At 33.5% G+C, this 17,849-nt stretch carries 17 protein-coding genes and 1 riboswitch; of the genes, 5 read left to right on the forward strand and 12 right to left on the reverse strand.

All coding sequences use genetic code 11. From position 1 onward, the window contains the following. Positions 1 to 5: 5 nt before the first annotated feature. Entirely contained in the window at positions 6 to 521 is a 516-nt protein-coding gene (locus tag HNP35_RS21685) for a DUF2892 domain-containing protein (RefSeq protein WP_184167299.1), read from the reverse strand. A gap of 169 nt (positions 522 to 690) precedes the next feature. On the opposite strand from HNP35_RS21685, the gene rpmH reads away from it, so the two are divergent. Beyond that, the gene (gene rpmH / locus HNP35_RS21690; protein WP_008464848.1) at positions 691 to 852 is read left to right on the forward strand and encodes a 50S ribosomal protein L34; all 162 of its coding nucleotides are present in this window, start codon (positions 691 to 693) and stop codon (positions 850 to 852) included. Between the two features lie 145 nt (positions 853 to 997). Further along, positions 998 to 3,853 (forward strand): carbamoyl-phosphate synthase large subunit, encoded by a 2,856-nt coding sequence (gene carB, locus HNP35_RS21695; protein WP_184167296.1) that lies wholly within the window; start codon positions 998 to 1,000, stop codon positions 3,851 to 3,853. Between the two features lie 557 nt (positions 3,854 to 4,410). On the opposite strand, the gene HNP35_RS21700 is transcribed toward carB, so the two are convergent. From HNP35_RS21700 to HNP35_RS21715, 4 genes are read right to left on the reverse strand one after another with little or no spacing between them, the layout of a single operon-like run. Further along, the gene (locus tag HNP35_RS21700) at positions 4,411 to 4,950 is read right to left on the reverse strand and encodes a DUF4252 domain-containing protein (protein WP_184167278.1); all 540 of its coding nucleotides are present in this window, start codon (positions 4,948 to 4,950) and stop codon (positions 4,411 to 4,413) included. 1 nt (position 4,951) lies between these two features. Then, positions 4,952 to 5,479 carry a DUF4252 domain-containing protein gene (locus HNP35_RS21705; RefSeq protein WP_184167275.1) on the reverse strand — a complete coding sequence of 176 codons (528 nt, stop codon included), beginning with the start codon at positions 5,477 to 5,479 and terminating at the stop codon, positions 4,952 to 4,954. A 15-nt stretch (positions 5,480 to 5,494) separates the two neighbouring features. Continuing rightward, on the reverse strand, positions 5,495 to 5,956 hold the full coding sequence (locus HNP35_RS21710; protein WP_184167272.1) for a hypothetical protein: 462 nt from the start codon (positions 5,954 to 5,956) through the stop codon (positions 5,495 to 5,497). Then, on the reverse strand, positions 5,943 to 6,452 hold the full coding sequence (locus HNP35_RS21715; RefSeq protein ID WP_184167269.1) for an RNA polymerase sigma factor: 510 nt from the start codon (positions 6,450 to 6,452) through the stop codon (positions 5,943 to 5,945). Before HNP35_RS21715 ends, HNP35_RS21710 begins: the two co-directional genes overlap by 14 nt. A gap of 165 nt (positions 6,453 to 6,617) precedes the next feature. Between HNP35_RS21715 and HNP35_RS21720 the strand changes: the two genes are divergently transcribed. Further along, positions 6,618 to 8,066, forward strand: coding sequence for a S41 family peptidase (locus HNP35_RS21720; protein ID WP_184167266.1), 1,449 nt, complete (start codon positions 6,618 to 6,620; stop codon positions 8,064 to 8,066). 83 nt (positions 8,067 to 8,149) lie between these two features. Here the strand turns inward: HNP35_RS21720 and HNP35_RS21725 are convergent, their stop codons facing one another. From HNP35_RS21725 to HNP35_RS21755, 7 genes are all read right to left on the reverse strand, one after another. Continuing rightward, complete coding sequence (locus tag HNP35_RS21725; RefSeq protein ID WP_184167263.1) at positions 8,150 to 9,178, reverse strand: YncE family protein; 1,029 nt, start codon at positions 9,176 to 9,178, stop codon at positions 8,150 to 8,152. Between the two features lie 3 nt (positions 9,179 to 9,181). Beyond that, entirely contained in the window at positions 9,182 to 11,035 is a 1,854-nt protein-coding gene (locus HNP35_RS21730) for a TonB-dependent receptor plug domain-containing protein (protein ID WP_184167260.1), read from the reverse strand. A gap of 28 nt (positions 11,036 to 11,063) precedes the next feature. After that, positions 11,064 to 11,270: riboswitch (cobalamin riboswitch) on the reverse strand. Between the two features lie 69 nt (positions 11,271 to 11,339). After that, positions 11,340 to 11,873: an alpha-ribazole phosphatase gene (gene cobC / locus HNP35_RS21735; RefSeq protein ID WP_184167258.1), complete on the reverse strand. Its 534-nt coding sequence runs from the start codon at positions 11,871 to 11,873 to the stop codon at positions 11,340 to 11,342. After that, positions 11,858 to 12,643: an adenosylcobinamide-GDP ribazoletransferase gene (locus HNP35_RS21740; RefSeq protein ID WP_184167255.1), complete on the reverse strand. Its 786-nt coding sequence runs from the start codon at positions 12,641 to 12,643 to the stop codon at positions 11,858 to 11,860. The genes cobC and HNP35_RS21740 overlap by 16 nt, the downstream gene beginning before the upstream one ends. Before the next feature lie 180 nt (positions 12,644 to 12,823). Beyond that, positions 12,824 to 14,503: a nicotinate-nucleotide--dimethylbenzimidazole phosphoribosyltransferase gene (gene cobT / locus HNP35_RS21745; protein WP_184167252.1), complete on the reverse strand. Its 1,680-nt coding sequence runs from the start codon at positions 14,501 to 14,503 to the stop codon at positions 12,824 to 12,826. Positions 14,504 to 14,619: 116 nt separating this feature from the next. Further along, on the reverse strand, positions 14,620 to 15,126 hold the full coding sequence (cobU, locus tag HNP35_RS21750; RefSeq protein ID WP_184167249.1) for a bifunctional adenosylcobinamide kinase/adenosylcobinamide-phosphate guanylyltransferase: 507 nt from the start codon (positions 15,124 to 15,126) through the stop codon (positions 14,620 to 14,622). Positions 15,127 to 15,204: 78 nt separating this feature from the next. After that, a complete protein-coding gene (locus tag HNP35_RS21755; protein ID WP_184167246.1) occupies positions 15,205 to 15,567 on the reverse strand; it encodes a DUF5522 domain-containing protein in 363 nt (120 codons plus the stop codon). A 93-nt stretch (positions 15,568 to 15,660) separates the two neighbouring features. On the opposite strand from HNP35_RS21755, the gene HNP35_RS21760 reads away from it, so the two are divergent. After that, entirely contained in the window at positions 15,661 to 16,803 is a 1,143-nt protein-coding gene (locus tag HNP35_RS21760; RefSeq protein ID WP_184167243.1) for an ABC transporter substrate-binding protein, read from the forward strand. Between the two features lies 1 nt (position 16,804). Further along, on the forward strand, positions 16,805 to 17,833 hold the full coding sequence (locus tag HNP35_RS21765; RefSeq protein ID WP_411268075.1) for an iron chelate uptake ABC transporter family permease subunit: 1,029 nt from the start codon (positions 16,805 to 16,807) through the stop codon (positions 17,831 to 17,833). Positions 17,834 to 17,849 lie beyond the last annotated feature (16 nt).

Below are 17,849 nucleotides of genomic sequence, written 5' to 3' on the forward strand. Positions count from 1 at the left end.
AAAATTTAGATTTTCTTCATTTGTTCTTTCATCATCGTGATTTGCTCTTTCAGCATTCCTTGCTTGTCTAATTTTTTAGCTTCGTTTAATAAATTAGTAGCTTCAAGCTTTCTTCTGCGTGACATTGCAACTCCTGCAAGGTTTAATTTAGCTACAGCTAAATCCATATCCATTGATAGTCCAAGCTCGATTGCTTTTTTAAAATGTTTCTCTGCTTGGTTGATATTAGTCTGAGATAACATGATACCTTGTAAATAATTCAAGTATCCTTGTTGTTTTCTAACTAATGCACCTTCCGGATTTTTGATATATGATAACCATTTATTAGCGCCTTCAAAGTCTTGTTTTCTTAATTTAAGGAAGGCTAAAAGGATGAATTCGTTTTTAAAATAAAGAAAAATTGGAATTGCAGTTAATAAAATAAGGAAAACGCCATTCCCGATATTACTTTCTGTAAATTGCCAAATGCCCGCCACTACAAGAAGTCCGGCCAAAATAAGTTTAATATTTTTGTGAAACATAATTAATGTAAATTTGTGATTGCAAAGATAGTAAAAGGAATTAAAAATATTTTTATAAAAGTGCTTGCCAGAAAAAAAAGTCTTTGTATATTTGCACTCGGTTTTTGAATAACGATATCCAAAGCCATAATAAAGAGTTAATAGATACCATTTTTAAAGATACAAAGCAATGAGCAAAAGAACATTTCAACCATCGAAAAGAAAAAGAAGAAATAAGCACGGATTTATGGACAGAATGGCTTCTGCGAATGGAAGAAAAGTTCTAGCGCGTAGAAGAGCAAAAGGAAGACATAAATTAACTGTTTCTAGCGAGCCTAGACACAAAAAATAATGTTTGTATAAACATACATAAGGCGATTACTTTTTTAGTATCGCCTTTTTTTATACCTTGTCGGTAAAAATTTTCTCAACTTTCTAGTTTATAGCGTACTAGAACAGTTTTTTAAAATCGTAAATAACTACACAATACATAAAAAATGCCTAAAGACACATCAATAAAATCAGTTTTAATTATAGGTTCAGGACCTATTGTTATTGGCCAAGCTTGCGAATTTGATTATGCAGGATCACAATCTGCTCGTTCGATTCGTGAAGAAGGAATTGAGGTTATCTTGATTAACTCAAACCCAGCGACTATTATGACCGACCCATCTATGGCCGATCATATTTATTTGAAACCTTTAACGACAAAATCGATTATTGAAATTCTTAAGGAACATCCACAAATTGATGCGGTTTTACCAACAATGGGAGGTCAGACTGCTTTGAACTTGTGTTTGGAAGCTGAAGAAAAAGGAATCTGGCAAGATTTCGGAGTAAAATTAATCGGTGTTGATGTTAACGCAATTAATATTACTGAGGACAGAGAGCAGTTTAAACAGCTTTTAGAAAGAATTAATGTGCCAACTGCACCTGCAAAAACGGCTACTTCTTACTTAGAAGGAAAAGAAATTGCTCAGGAATTTGGTTTCCCGCTTGTAATTCGTCCTTCATTTACGCTAGGAGGAACTGGAGCGGCTGTGGTTTACAAAAAAGAAGATTTTGATGAGCTTTTAACTCGCGGACTAGAAGCTTCTCCAATTCACGAAGTTTTAATTGATAAAGCTTTAATGGGATGGAAAGAATACGAGTTAGAGCTTTTAAGAGATAAAAATGACAACGTTGTAATTATCTGTTCTATCGAAAATATGGATCCAATGGGAATCCATACTGGAGATTCGATTACAGTTGCGCCAGCGATGACATTATCAGATACAACTTTCCAAAAATTACGTGACTACGCTATCTTAATGATGAGAAGTATCGGAAATTTTGCTGGAGGATGTAACGTACAATTCGCAGTTTCGCCAGACGAAAAAGAAGATATCGTAGCAATCGAGATCAATCCTCGTGTATCTCGTTCTTCTGCTTTAGCATCAAAAGCAACGGGTTACCCAATTGCTAAAATTGCTTCGAAATTAGCTTTAGGATACAACTTAGATGAATTACAAAACCAAATTACAAAATCTACTTCGGCTCTTTTCGAACCAACTTTAGATTATGTAATCGTAAAAATACCACGTTGGAACTTCGATAAATTTGAAGGTTCAGACAGAACTTTAGGTCTTCAGATGAAATCTGTAGGTGAGGTTATGGGAATTGGACGTTCTTTCCAAGAGGCACTTCACAAAGCAACTCAATCTTTAGAGATTAAGAGAAATGGTTTAGGTGCTGACGGAAAAGGGTATAAAAATTACGAACAAATTATCGAGAAACTGACTTATGCAAGTTGGGATCGAGTTTTCGTAATCTACGATGCAATTGCAATGGGAATTCCATTGAGCACCATTCATGAAATTACAAGAATCGATATGTGGTTCTTGAGACAATATGAAGAGCTTTATACTTTAGAAAAAGAAATCTCAAACTACAAAGTTGCAGACCTTCCAAAAGAATTATTGCTTGAAGCAAAACAAAAAGGTTTCGCAGACAGACAATTAGCTCACATGATGAGCTGTTTGGAAAGCGAAGTGCATACTTTACGTACAAATATGAACATCAACCGTGTTTTCAAACTAGTTGATACTTGTGCGGCAGAGTTTAAAGCAAAAACACCTTATTACTACTCAACATTTGAGGCTGAAATTGAAAAAGCAAATGGAGAACGTTTTGTAGACAACGAAAGTATCGTAACAGATAGAAAGAAAGTGATCGTTTTAGGTTCTGGACCAAACCGAATTGGACAAGGAATTGAGTTTGATTACTCTTGTGTACACGGAGTTTTAGCAGCTAAAGAATGCGGTTACGAAACGATCATGATTAACTGTAATCCTGAAACGGTTTCTACTGACTTTGATACGGCTGATAAATTGTACTTCGAGCCAGTTTTCTGGGAGCATATTTATGACATTATTCAACACGAAAAACCAGAAGGTGTAATTGTTCAGTTAGGTGGTCAGACAGCACTTAAATTAGCAGATAAATTATCTAAATACGGTGTAAAAATCATCGGAACTAGTTTTGACGCACTTGACTTAGCAGAAGATAGAGGACGTTTCTCAGACTTATTGACTGAGTTAAATATTCCTTTCCCAAGATTCGGAATCGCTGAAACTGCTGATGAAGCTTCAAAATTAGCGGATACTTTAGATTTCCCACTTTTAATTCGTCCTTCTTATGTATTAGGAGGTCAGGGAATGAAAATTGTGATCAACAAAAAAGAATTAGAAGAGCACGTTATCGACTTGTTGAAAGCAATTCCAGGAAACAAATTACTTTTAGACCACTATTTAGCTGGAGCAATCGAAGCTGAAGCTGATGCAATCTGTGATGCTGATGGAAATGTGTACATCATTGGAATTATGGAGCACATCGAGCCTTGTGGAGTTCACTCTGGAGATAGTAACGCAACATTGCCTCCTTTCAACTTAGGAGAATTTGTGATGCAGCAAATTAAAGATCATACGCATAAAATTGCTAGAGCTTTAAAAACGGTTGGTTTAATCAATATTCAGTTTGCAATTAAAGATGATACAGTTTACATCATCGAGGCAAACCCAAGAGCTTCTAGAACGGTTCCGTTTATTGCAAAAGCTTATGGAGAACCTTATGTAAACTACGCTACAAAAGTAATGTTGGGTCACAATAAAGTAACTGATTTTGATTTCAACCCGAAATTAAACGGTTATGCAATCAAACAACCTGTTTTCTCTTTCAGTAAATTCCCGAACGTAAACAAAGCGTTAGGACCAGAAATGAAATCGACAGGAGAAAGTATCTTGTTTATTGATGACTTGAAAGACGATCAATTCTACGAATTGTACTCTAGAAGAAAAATGTATTTGAGTAAATAATCTCAGATTCTATTATAAGGAAGGGCTTCAATTTTTATTGGAGCCCTTTTGTTTTTGGGTTAATTTGAAATTAGTCCCAATTTTCTGTAGAGGCACACCGCAGTACGTCTACGTCCAATATTTATTTCTGTTGCGCATAAGGCGCACTGCGGTGCGTCTCTACAGATGTGCGGTGTGTGATTAGAATTAATTTATTTCTTTTTATAGATTTTGTAGAGTAAATAAATTACAGCAATCCAAAAAAGAACGGTTAATACTTGCCATATTAGAAAACTTAAATTGAAGTCGTAAAATGTTTTTCCCATATTTTTATAATTAGTTGATTTTAAAAATAAGAAAAATACTATTTTTTAGAATCTTTTTTTTGTTTTTAAAGGTAATTTGAAAATCATTCCAATTTTCCGTAGAGACGCACCGCAGTGCGTCTACGTCCGGTATTTATTTCTGTTGCGCATAAGACGCACTGTGGTGCGTCTCTACAGATATACTATGTGGAATATTTTAAAAAACAAAAAAGCTCCAATTTTGGAGCTTTCTTAATTATAAATAAGATGTTTTTATTTTTTAAGCAATTCTTGTAAAGGTTTCAACTGCTCCATGTCTATTTTTGATTTTTGTAAAATCGACATTAAAGTCATGATATTATTAGGGTTCATGTCTTCGCCTAAAACTCTAACTACAGCAAAACCATTTTCTTTTCTGTTGGCAAAAATGACAAATTCTTTAATATTATCATCGCTTCCAACATAGCTTACAGAAGCACCGTCTTTGCCTGAGCCAAATTTCATTAATTCCTGATATTTCGAATCTTTTAAAATGGCTTTTACCTTTGTTCTTTCTGTTTCAAACTCAGCCTGATTATTTTTATCCGCTTTAAAAGCTAGAATATTCATTTTATCAAAAGAATTTAAAGCTTCATTTTGTTCAGCTGATAATTTTGTTTTATCAACATTTAAAATATTTGGAGAAACGTCTAAGGCAATGAAATCTTTTTTCTCCGAATTCTCAACAAAATATTTTTGAAGCGTAGGTTCAGAATTACAGCTTACCAAAGTCAGTAAGAAGAATAAGGTCGAGATAAAAACAGTCGCTTTCATGTTATTTTTTGTTTTTAGAAGCTTTCTTTAAATCTGTACCGCCTGGAAGATTCATTTTGTCTGTTAAAACAGAGATTTCGTTCAAGTCAAAATTACCTGTTAGAGATAATAAAACCGTCTCGTCGTTTTTTGCACCGTCAACAAACATTAGTAATTCTTTAATTTGCGTGTCGCTTGCGCCAGATTTTACCATGATTTTGACGTTTTTGCCGCTATCATTTACTCGCATTAATTCTTCAAGACCGGCAGTTTTGATGTATTTATCGGCAGAAGCTTTCATGTCGGCTTCGATTTTTGGGTTTTTAGTGGTAAACACCTTTAAATAATCCAATTTTTTAATAAGTGAAATATATTGCTGTGTTTCTTTATCAGAAGCATCAACTTTTACTTTACTCATTAAATCGAACATTTTTTTGTTTACGATTACAGAAGTTACATCGTCTTGACCGTCAAATTTGTCAAAAGCACCTTGTGCATAAAAAACGTTTGTAACGAATGCGAAAACTAGAGTTATGATGAAATTTTTCATTTTTATTGAATTTAATTACTGTTTAAAAATTTTGTTTTTTGATTGTTCGTATTCTTTAATGTAATGTACACTTTCGATACCTACATTAACATTGTTTGATAATAATGCCAAAGCCTTTTGAGTTGCTTTTAGCGCTTCTTCGGGATCATCGTAGGTTCCTAATTCTGTTTGCGAAGCTACTGCAGTGGTATCTTTTTGTTCGCTTACGAAAAAGTAGGTTCCAATTCCCAGTAAAACAACAGCTGAGGCAGCAATAGATAACCACGCTACGTTGCGTTTCTTAGTTTGTAGTGGAATCTCATGCGTCGACTTCTGTTCTTTTGCTTGAGAGAAATAGCCAAACATTGGTTTGTATTGCTCCAAATGCTGCGCAACATTTGGTGAAGAAAAGTATTCTCTCAATTGATTTTCTTCAGCAATAGAAGTTTCTCCCTCAAAGTATTTTTCTAATATATCTTCTATTTTATTTGGTTCCATAAAGGTGTGTATTTGTCATTGATTCTCTAATTTTTTTTCTTGCTCTCGAAAGTGCCACCCGAATAGCGGTTTCGTTCATATTGACGATTTTGGCTATTTCTTCAAATTCATATTGTTCGACATCCCGGAGTTGAATTAACAGTTGCATTTGTTCGGGCATATCGTTTATAATTTTTTCAACCCATTCTAAAGTATCTTCATCTTCAATTTTTTTATCTAATCTTGGCTCACGATCTGTAAAATTATTATGAACAATTTGAAGATTACTGGCTCTTTTAGATTTTAACTGATCCAGACAATAATTTTTGGTCATTGTCATAGCTAGTGCTTCAACACTATTAAAGCTTTGTAGGCTTTCTTTTTTGTTCCATAATTTCACCATTACTTCCTGTGTGGCATCTTCTGCTTCTTCAGTACTTGTGAGCAATCTTTTTGCCAGACGAAAAACTTTGTCTTTAAAAGGATTTATTAATTCTATAAATACAACTTGGTTCATTATCTGATGGTTAATCGTTAGCTTATATATTCAAGACGAGACACAATTCTATTTGTTACAACAAAAAAGAAAAATTTTTTATATGTAAAAAAAATACTGCTTTTATGATAAAGCTAAAACTAAAGATACTACTTTTACGTTTATAGAATATAGAAACCAAACGATATGAAAACAATTTTAAAGAGTGCACTTTTTCTTTTTTTATTCGCTTTTTCTTTACAATCATGTGAAGATAATGATGATGTTGCCGCTCCAGCAGATGTGCAGATTAATAGTTTTATCTGGAAAGGATTAAACGCAGTTTATTTATGGCAGGCTGATGTTCCTAATTTAGCTGATAATCGTTTTGCGACTGAAAATGATTTCAATAACTTTTTGAAAGGTTATGCAAAACCAGAAGATTTATTTGAAGATTTATTGAATAAACCAGAAAGCAAATATCCAAACGGAGACGCAATTGACCGTTTCAGCTGGATTGTTGATGATTATACTGTTTTGGAACAAGAATTAAGCGGAATATCAAAAAACAATGGAGTTGATTTTAGATTAAGCCGAGTTGCTTCAGGATCAAATGATTTGGTTGGATATGTTCGTTATATTATTCCAAATTCTGATGCTTCAACAAAAGCAATCAAACGTGGTGATTTGTTTACAAGCGTTAACGGAACTAAACTGACGGTTTCTAATTACGAGTCGTTATTGATAAATAGTGACAGTTATACTTTGAACTTAGCAGATTATAACGGAAGTGCATTTGTTTTGAATGGAAAATCAGTTGCTTTGACAAAAACTGTTTTAGAAGAAAATCCAATTTTTATCAATAAAGTTTTTGTTTCTGGAAGTCATAAAATTGGTTATTTAATGTACAACGGTTTTTATTCTGAATATGACGACCGATTGAATCAAGCTTTTGGTACATTGAAAGGACAAGGCGTTACCGATTTTATTCTAGATCTTCGTTATAATGGAGGAGGTTCTATTGCAACGTCTGCTAAATTGGCTAGTATGATTACAGGTCAATTTGATACGCAGATTTTCTCGAAAATGACTTTCAATAGCAAACAAATGCAAGGTTTGTCTGCAGCAGATATGGAAGATTTGAATGTAAGATTTGTTAAAAATTTAAACAGCTTAAATATGACTACTGTTTACGTTATTACAACTGCAAGTACGGCTTCGGCAAGTGAATTAATCATTAATGGCTTAAAACCTTATATTAATGTTGTTCAAATTGGAGAAACTACAGTTGGGAAAAATGTTGGATCTTTCACTGTTTATGATTCAGAAACTTTGACGACTAAAAAAGGAATCAATCCAAATCATAAATATGCAATGCAACCTTTGGTTCTTAAAATTACAAATTCTGCTAATTTTGGAGATTATACACAAGGTTTGGTGCCAACTTACCAACAATATGAATCAGTTTTGAATTACGGTGTTTTAGGAGAGGCGACAGAACCTTTGCTAAGTAATGCTATTTCGAAAATCACTGGAAATGCGGCTAAGAAAATCCAAACAGATTCTGAACCTTTACGTCCTTATGTAACAGACTCAAAAATCTTAAACGGATTGAGACATGGAATGTATCTTAAAACAGCTCCAAAAGCATTTTAAGCATTAATTTAAAATATATTAAAAAAAGGCTTTCACATTTGTGAAAGCCTTTTCTATTAAAAAACAAATAACTAATTCTAAAATTAATCGTTGAAGTAAAAACCATTTGGTCCTACGCCAACAGTTAATTCTTTTAATAAAGTTCCAGTTAAGTTGTAGACATAAGCTTTGCTGTCTGCTGTGAAATTTCCGCCATCTGCAACAAAAATACGCTTGTCGTTTACTGCAAATCCGTAGATGTATCCAGCAGGAGTTGTTGTAATTGCATTCGTAGAAGCGACAGTTGCGTCGATTGCCATTGCGTAAACTGAACTTCCGGCTGTATAGTAAATTGTTTTATCTTCAATATCCATAAAACCAGTTCCAGCTGGGAAAGCAATTTTAGAAACAGATTTATCAGACATTTTAACTTTTACAAGTTCGCCGCTTCCAGAATAAGGAGCTCTTAAGATGTATAAAGTACCGTTTTCTTCTTCTAAACAATCTGCGCTGTAACCAACTTCAACAGTTTCAATTGCTTTTGTAGCGATATTTACAATCAATAATTTGCTGCTGCTGTTTGGTTCTGTAATGTATAATTTACCGTTTTCTAAAATCAATCTGTTTGCAGTTGCGTTTAGTTCAATTTTTGATTCTACTTTATTTGTAGCCAAGTTAATTACAGCAACATAATCATCAGTATCTCCAGTTGTTGGATTGATATACGAATAAGTATTTGCATTTGTTACGTAAGCTTTTCCATCTTTTGTAACACCGTATCTTGGATTTGCAAGTCCAGAATCGATTTTTGCAATTAATTTAAAAGTGTAACGATTTACAACGTTAATCACATTAGATCCACCAGAAATGATGTATGCTTTATCTCCGTCAAAAAAGATATTTTGAACAAATTTCCCAATTAAATCGCTTCCGTTTTCAGCTGTATAAGCGTCTTTTGTGAAAGTAGTGAAATCATCACTTGAAAATGAAACAGAACCAACGTTTGAACTTCCTTCATTCAAAATAAAAAAACCATTGTCATAAGCACCTTTTGGAGTGTCATCGTCGTCGCTCGAACAAGAAACGAATAATGAAATGCTTAACGCTATTAAAAGTAATTTACTAAACTTCATATTTTAAAATTTTAAGGTTAAATACATATTGAAATTGCGACCCGGCATAGGTCTGTTTTCTAGACTTTCGTAATCTTTATTGAAAAGGTTTAAAACCTGAAAGCCTAATTTGAAAGAGTCTAAAAATTTAAGATCATAATCGATTCCGATATTCGAAATCAGGTAATCGTTTATGATTTCGTCAGGATTATTATCTGCTCTTGTATAAACAAAACCATTGTAAAGCGTTTGATAATAAGCGCTTAATTTATTTCTAGAATAAGAAACAGAAGCGGTGGCTTTGTGAAACGGAACAAAAAACAATTGATTTTTGGTTGCTTCGTCTTGCGATATTGTATAAGCGTAAGTAGCATTTGCAACAAAATTATTTTTGCCGTAGCTTTTTTTCCAGCTTAATAATGTTTCAGTTCCGTAACTATTTACTTTGTCTTGGTTTTGAGGTGTCCAAATTCCGTTTGCTCCTGGAACCCACTGTAGCATATCTTTTATTTTCATATAATAAAATTGCTGTGTCCAAGTAAAGGTTTTGAAAGTGAATACGTTTCCAATTTCTGCCTGATAGGAACTTTCAGGTTTTAGATCTGGATTCCCTCCTGTGTCCCAGTACAAATCATTGTAAGTCGGAATTCTGAAGTTCCTAGAAACATTCAATTTTAAATTGTACCATTCATTAAATTTATACGAAGAACCTAAATTGAATAAAAGCGGCGATTTATAATTGCTTGTAAATTCTTTTCGAATACCAATTTCGTTTTTCCAGTTGTTGCCGATATCCTGTCTCACAAGCAATGAAGCCGAGCTGATTTCGCGAACATGATTGCCGAAACTCGTTCCGTAACCATTGGTTCTGCTGTAATCTACAATTCCGTTAACATGGGTAGATTCAAACAAGTCATAATCTAAATCTAACTTGGTAATTAGATTTTCGGTTTTTCCGTAAGTAAAATCTTTAGTGCTATTATCAGCAAAATACTGGTAGTTTTCGAAAATATAAGCAGTTTTAAAATTGGTTTTCAGCTTTCCGAAATTCCCGTCATATTCCAGTAAATTTCTATTAAAACCATTGATGTATTTGCTTTTGGTTTCTGTTTCAGTAATTAATGAAGTATTTCTGTCTGTGTTGGAAGTCTGGCTGTAAAGTTTTAAAATATTGTTTTCGTTAAATTTATATCCAACATTCGCACTCAGCGTTATAATATCATATTGTCCGTTTTGGTTCCAACGTTGTTCACCTCTCCAAGTATAGCGATTGAGATATTTATAATCGTTTGTGGAGCTATTTTTAGAAAATCCGATTTGAGTGCTCCATTTTTTATTAGAGATAGAAGTTTTATAATTAATCCCAATAGTATTAAAACTACCGTAATCTAGTTTTAAATTATTCTCAAAACGATTAAAAAATACCAAATCGTTATTTAAATGTACTGTTCCGCCAATTGCTCCACTTCCGTAAATGACACTTCCGCCTCCAGCTTTTACACTTATAGAATTATAATCTGAACCCGAAATAGTGTTGAAATCGGTGCTTCCATTCATTTGGGAATTAATGTTGATTCCGTTCCAAATCACTGCAGTTTGTGAAGAAGTTGTTCCTCTAAAAGAAACTGTAGAAAGCATTCCGCGTCCGTATTCTTTAAAGTAGAGAGTAGAATTGAAATTTAATAAATCGGTTAGGAGAGCTTCATTTTTACTAATTACAGAATCATTTAGTTTTAAAACAGATTGCGAAACCGAATATTTTTTTAAATTTTTATCTGAAATTAGGACTTCTTGCAGAGTATTAATAGAATCTTTCTGCGCCAAAGTAATCTGGCACAACAATAGAAAACAAAAAACAACCTTTAGTTTTATAGTCATAATTTCTACACTCTTTTTCCCGAGAGCTCGATAATTTGTTATAAAGGCAGGTCTCCTGGCTTGCGTCTTGTTGTTTTCCTTCCCATCACGCATGGCGTGGCAGTGGCTTTGTAGTTTACAACAAGCATTCGTTTTAGAACTAAGCTTACAGTTGCGGGTACAGCTCAAGAAATTACTTGATTCCCTTTTAATGTGTTTTTAATTTAAAAACACAACCTTAATTTGCTGCAAAGATAAAGTTAAAAATATTGAATATTCAAATTTGTTTCACTTTTAAGATTTAATAATCAAACAAATTGAATATTTATAGCTCGATTCTAATAACTTCTCCAAAATCAACTTTATTATTAAATGCATCTTTTAAAGGAAGTGAAGTTTGATGACATAAAATACTTCTTATAATTCCGGCATGAGCAACGATAACAATTGGCTCTTTTATTTTTGAAATTTCATTTGATAAAAAATCACCGACTCTTTCGTGTAATTCGACAAAAGATTCTCCATTTGAAACTTTAATATTGACAAAATCTTCCATCCAAGGATTAAGTTCTTCTGGCGGAATTTCGTTCCAGTTTTTTAATTCCCAGTCGCCAAAATTCATTTCTTTTAGTCGATCGTCTTCTTGATACGAAATGGTATTTATATTTTCTCGAATATATTTTGCTAAAAGCGTACAACGTTTTAAAGGACTTGAAAAAATAATAGCTTCAGAAGGCAATTCTGAAACAATTCGACTGAAAATTTCATCAAAAGGCTCAGCAATATCGACATCAGATTGTCCGTAACAGACACCTTTCTTGCAAATAGTTTCGGTATGGCGAACTAGATAAACTTCCATAAAAATAAAGTACTTAAGTAAAAGACAACTTCGCAAACTTGCTGTGTTGCGCCCAAACAATCGCCTGTATAACCATCAATCCATTTCTGAAAATATCTCGCAAGAAAATATCTTGTTATGAAAACTGGAATTACTGCCAGAAACAATTTAGGATCAAAACAAGAGAATGCTAATAAAGGAACTAATCCAAAGAAAAATGAACCAAAAACTTCTTTCCAAGTATATTGTTTGGCTATAGGTTTGCTTTTGCTCGAAGCATCTTCGCGAGAATATTCATGAGTAAAAATAATGCTGATTGCTGCCAATCGGCTCAAAGAATGAGCAGAAATAAATAGTAGAAAAATGAGAAAAAAGTTAGTTGTAAAAAGTGAAATGGATTCTGAAAGCAATTTAAATTTTACCAGGAAAAGCAAAACCAATCCAATTGCGCCATACGCTCCAATAGCGCTATCTTTCATTATAATTAAAATTTTTTCTTTGGTCCAACCGCCGCCAAAACCATCACATACATCAGCAAATCCGTCTTCATGAAAAGCTCCAGTTGTTAAAACAGAAGTTATTATAGCAAAAATTACAGCGGTTTCTGTGGAAAGAAAAAATGAAAAAAGATAAAAAGCTAAAAATGAAATACTCCCAACAATCCATCCAATAAAGGGAAAATATCTGGTGGCTTTATTTAAATAATCTGGCTGATGTGTAATGTTTTTGGGACATGGAATTCTTGTGTAGAACATTAAACAGGTAAAGAAAATATGGAGTTCTTTTTTCATTTAAGATGATTTTTTTAGATCTAGTATGTCATTTCGACGAAGGAGAAATCTCCATAAGAAACTCTACAAAGATTGGCTTTTCGTTATGGAGCTACTTGCGAAGATTTCTCCTTCGTCGAAATGACAAAAATGCGAATAAATATAATAGGGAACATTTTTTTTGAAAACTGATATTGAATACTATTTCTTACTTATTCCTGCGCTTTCAAAACTCGCCATTTCATTCAAAAAAACTTCAGCCGATTTTAAAATAGGAAAAGCGACAGCACATCCTGTTCCTTCGCCTAAGCGTAAATCGAGATTTAAAATTGGTTTTGCATTGAGATAATTTAAGAGTTTTATATGAGCTTTTTCAGCAGAGCAATGACAGAAAACAGCATTTTTTGAAATGTTCGAATTTATTTTTAAAGCTATCAAATATGCGACAGTACAAATAAAACCATCAACTAAAATGAGCATTTTGTTTTCAAACGCCGACAGCATTCCGCCAGCCATTTGAAGAATTTCAAAACCTCCAAAATAAGCAAGTTGTGACATCAATTCGGCTTGACCGGAATAATTTTCTATAGCTTTTTTTAGAATATTTTGCTTTTGAATTAGTTTTTCATCCGAAACTCCAGTTCCTTTTCCAACACATTCTTCAATCGAGAATCCTGTTAAAAGGCTCATTAAAACAGAAGCGGTAGAAGTATTTCCAATTCCCATTTCGCCAAAACCAATGCAGTTAGAACCAGATTTTGCAATATTTTCTACAATCGATTTCCCTTTATCCAAACACAATTGAACTTCAGTTTCACTCATAGCAGAAACATGAAGAAACGATTGGGTTCCTTTTGCAATTTTCGCATTAATTAATTTTGTATTTGTTGGGAAATCATAATTTACGCCAGCATCAACAATAGATAATTGTATGTCGTTTTGTTTGCAGAAAACATTTATTGCTGCACCGCCATCAAGAAAATTAGTTACCATTTGTCGCGTCACATCTTGCGGATAATCGCTTACGCCATGATTAGCAATTCCGTGATCTGCAGCAAAAACTACTATGTTTGGTTTTTCAATTTTCGGATTTAAAGTCTCAAAAACCGTTGCCATTTGAAAAGCTAGAGTTTCTAACGTTCCCAAAGAACCAACAGGTTTGGTTTTAGAATCTATTTTTTCTTGTAAACGAATATTGAAATCAGTTTTATTTTCGATCTCAGTTTTCGATTTTAAATCAAAATCAGAAATATTTATTTTATGGATTTCAGTAATTTCTTTGCAGATTGGAGCTTCCGATTTCTGTTTCCAATTCAATTGCTGGAGCATTGGCTGATTATTGTAATTGGTAGCTGGTTTTCCGATGCAGAAATAGCCAAGAGGCTCTATATTTTCAGGCAAATCGAGGATTTTTTTAAACTGATAATAATTTAGAATAGAAACCCAGCCCATTCCGTAACCTTGTTCTGTTAACGAAAGCCAAATATTTTGCGCAGCACAAACCGAACTGAATTTTACGGCTTCATTACTGCCAATTGTGCCAATCGTAAATTGGTTCAAAACCGAGCGATCGTAAGCAATTATGAGTCCGATTGGCGCTTCTTCAATTGCTTCCAGTTTTAGCGAATTGTACAATTCTTTTTGTTTCTCGTTATCGGTAAGTTCAGCCGCTTTTTTGTTATAATCTAAAAACAGATTTTTAATCGAAGTTTTTACTTCATTAGATTTTATGAGGAAATATCTAGTCGCATCGGTCAATCCGACAGAAGGCGCCCAATGACCTGCCTGCAAAGCTTTCTGAATTACTTCGTCAGGAACTTCATCGGTTGTAAAATGTCGGGTGTCACGGCGTGATTTTAATATGTCGTCTAGATTGCTCATGCTATAAAATTACAATTTTTAAATCCCAAATTCCAAGGTCAAACTCTAAAAAAGAAAATTCCAAATTCCAAAGCTCAGTATAGTTTTGGAATTTGGAATTTATAATTTGGATATTTTTATTTGATTTTAACTGGAATTCCAGAAACCATCAGAACCACTTCATCTGCATTTTCGGCAAGAAACTGGTTCATCCAACCTTGAAGTTCGACAAATTTTCTTCCGATATGAGTTTCTGCATGAACACCCATTCCGATTTCATTGGTCACAATAATGATATTAGTGTTTTTTTGATTAGCAATTGCAAGAAATTCTTTTTTGGCTTCTTCCAAACTTAATTCAACATTGTTTTTAGTGTCCACAAAAAAGTTTGTCAGCCAAAGTGTAACGCAATCAATTAAAGCGGTTTTTTCTGAAAAATCAATTTTACTTAAATATTTTTCTTCCTCGATATTTGTCCAACGTTCGTCTCTTTCTTTTTGATGTCTATCAATTCGGTTTTGAAAATCAGAATCCCATTTTCTTGCTGTTGCAATATATAAAGGCGAATTGGAAAGTTCTAAAGCTAGTTTTTGAGCGTAACTGCTTTTTCCAGAGCGTTCGCCACCAGTTATTAAAAAAATCATTTTAATTCGTTTGTAAATTATAAGTTAGAATATGTCTGCCAAGTTAATAATTAACAACTAACAATTTATAATTAACAATTAATAAGGGCAATGTCGGCAGTTATTTCCGCAGCAAGTTCCTCTTTTGAGATGGAACCAAGTTTTAAAAACATATTTTCCGTCTTCAATGTAATAATCGATTCCTTCAATTAAATTTTCAGTTTTAGGTAAAGAAATGGCTTTGTTTTTAGGTGCGTTTTGCGGAGTTATGGTTTCGACATAAGCATCAATTTTATCTTCGCAAGCTTCTTTGAAACAAATTGGACAAAGGCAATCGCCTCCTTCAGAAAGATTAAATATTGGCGGGTAATCATTGCACCAGCATTTGGTTTCTACAGATATATCTCCACAGCTGAATTCAGAATCACAGCTTGAGCAAATTTTCATTTTTGTGGTATTCATGTTGTAAAGATACAATTGTTTAAATTTGTAAGAATAAAGGTAAACAAAAAAAATAGAAAATACTTTACCTTTGTGCCATCCAAAACCTAAACCATGAGACAAATATTCCCTAAAATGATTTTTGCAGCAGTTTTTTTTATCCTTACAGGATGTAAGAAGAACGAAAAAACAGAACCTGTAAAAACAATAAATGCCAAAAATAGTATCGAATATGCATCAGGACTTTCAATCGTAAAATATGACGATTATTCTGTTGTAACTGTTTCAAATCCATGGCCAAATGCAGATAAAGATTTCAAATATATCTTAAAAGAAAAAGACGCAAAAGTTCCAGATAGTCTTCAATCTTATACTTCAATTCAGGTTCCGCTAGAGTCTGTTGTGGTTACTTCAACAACTAATATTCCATTTTTAGAAATGTTGGAAGTAGAAAACAAATTAGTTGGTTTTCCGCATACCGATTATATTTCTTCGGAAAAAACCAGAGCTTTAATTGACAAAGGTTCTGTGAAAAACGTTGGACAAAATGAAAAATTGAATATCGAGCAATTAATAGAATTGGCACCAAATTTAATTGTCACTTTTGGAGTTGATAATAACAATCCGATGTTGGATAATCTGAAAAAAAGTGGTTTAAATGTTCTAATTCAAGGTGATTGGATGGAACAATCTCCTCTTGGAAAAGCAGAATGGATAAAACTTTACGGAGCTTTATTCGGAAAAGAAGATAAAGCAAAAGAACTTTTTGATAAAATCGTAGAAAGTTACAATCAGGCTAAGAAATTAGTTGCCGATAAACCTGCAACATCTAAAGTATTGTATGGTTCAATGTACGAAGATGTTTGGTATGTTGCCAAAGGAAATAGCTGGGTCGCACAGTTTATGAAAGATGCTCAAGCAACTTATTTATGGGCAGATTTAAAGGGAAGTGGAAGCGAAGGTTTATCATTCGAAAAAGTTTTAGACAAAGCCAAAACAGCTAATGTTTGGATTGCTTCGGGATCTTTTAAAAGTCTTGACGAACTACAAAAAGCAAACCCGCATTACGGAGAATTTGATGCTTTTAAAAATAAAAGTGTTTATAATTTTGAAGGAAAACTAGGTGCAACAGGCGGAACAGTTTATTACGAACTAGCGCCAAGCCGTCCAGATTTGGTGTTGAAAGATTATATCAAGATTTTTCATCCTGATTTATTGGCGAGTTACGAATTTACTTTCGCATCAAAACTGAATTAATTTGGCAAATAAAAAACGAAATACCATTTTATTTGCAGTTTTGACTTTAGGTCTTTTATTGATGTTTTTTGCAAGCATTAGTTTAGGATCGGTTACTATTCCGCTAAAAGATGTTGTGGCAAGTCTGACTGGAGGTCATGCCACAAAATCGACTTGGGAATATATTATTATTAATTACCGTTTGCCAAAAGCAATTACAGCAGTTTTAGTCGGAAGTGGATTATCAATCAGCGGGCTTTTAATGCAGACTTTGTTCCGAAATCCACTTGCTGGACCTTACGTTTTAGGATTGAGTTCTGGCGCGAGTTTAGGAGTTGCCTTTGTAATTTTAGGAGCTGGGTTTTTGCCTTCGTTTTTAAGTGCAATTGCATTGTCTTCGTATGGAATTGTTTTGGCTTCTACTTTTGGAAGTACATTAGTTTTATTACTCGTTTTATTGGTTTCACAGCGTTTGCGCGATACTATGGCAATCTTGATAGTCGGATTAATGTTTGGAAGTTTTACCACAGCAATTGTGAGTGTTCTAACTTACTTCAGTACAGCAGAACAGCTTCAAAAATTTACTTTTTGGTCAATGGGAAGTCTTGGGAATCTTTCGTGGGCTACAATCGGAATTTTAACAACTTGTGTTGTAATCGGATTGCTTTTAAGTGCCAAAAGCATAAAACCTTTAAATGCATTACTTCTTGGAGAAAATTACGCCAAAAGCATGGGTTTGAATTTTAAACAGGCAAGATTAATAATCATTTTTGCAACTAGTATTTTATCTGGAGCAATTACTGCATTTGCGGGTCCGATTGCATTTATTGGTTTAGCTGTGCCACATATTGCAAAATTGACTTTTCAAACCAGTAATCACACTATATTGTTTTGGAGTACTTTATTCTTTGGATCAATTATAATGTTGTTTTGTGATATTGTTTCGCAAATGCCTGGTTTAGATGTTACGCTTCCTATAAATGCCATTACATCTATAATTGGTGCGCCGGTTGTTATTTGGCTTTTAGTTAGAAAAAGAAATTTTCAATAATTTGTTTAGCCACTCC

Source organism: Flavobacterium notoginsengisoli (assembly GCF_014207905.1).
Classification (GTDB): domain Bacteria; phylum Bacteroidota; class Bacteroidia; order Flavobacteriales; family Flavobacteriaceae; genus Flavobacterium; species Flavobacterium notoginsengisoli_A.